Origin of the sequence: Gilvimarinus gilvus (assembly GCF_030518155.1) — a bacterium.
Lineage (GTDB): Bacteria > Pseudomonadota > Gammaproteobacteria > Pseudomonadales > Cellvibrionaceae > Gilvimarinus > Gilvimarinus gilvus.
In genome coordinates this window covers 1-359 of record NZ_JAULRU010000112.1, presented here as the reverse complement: position 1 = coordinate 359, position 359 = coordinate 1, and the positions used below count along the sequence as shown (strand labels likewise).

At 31.5% G+C, this 359-nt stretch carries 2 protein-coding genes; both read left to right on the top strand.

Going from position 1 to position 359, the window contains the following annotated elements; translation table 11 throughout:
- On the top strand, window positions 1-184 hold a 184-nt coding region (locus QWI17_RS00600; protein WP_302720554.1), incomplete at its 5' end, for a hypothetical protein.
- Between the two features lie 32 nt (window positions 185-216).
- Window positions 217-359 (top strand): pyruvate kinase (locus QWI17_RS00595; RefSeq protein ID WP_302720555.1); only part of this gene is annotated, 143 nt, incomplete at its 3' end.

The following is a 359-nucleotide window of genomic DNA, read 5'->3' as shown; positions in this document are numbered from 1 at the left end:
TCTTTTCAAAGAGAGCGTTATTCTTGTACCAAATTACAAGGATTGCAATTATATTGTAAAAATCTCTGGTTGGGAAGATGAACTACAATATCTTCAACTACCATTTGTAGAAAAAGATTTTATAAAAACGATCAAAAAAATAGATATCGATTTGATTAGCAATGCAGATCAATTGGTTTTCTAACAAAATATTGTGCATAAAAAAAGGGAAAAATTATGATTTACGATAGACAATATCTTAAAAAGACAAAAATTGTCGCGACTTTAGGTCCGGCAACCGATAGTCCAGAGATTTTATTAGAAATGATGAGAAAAGGAACAGATGTGTTCCGTATCAACTTTTCGCACGCAGACTATGC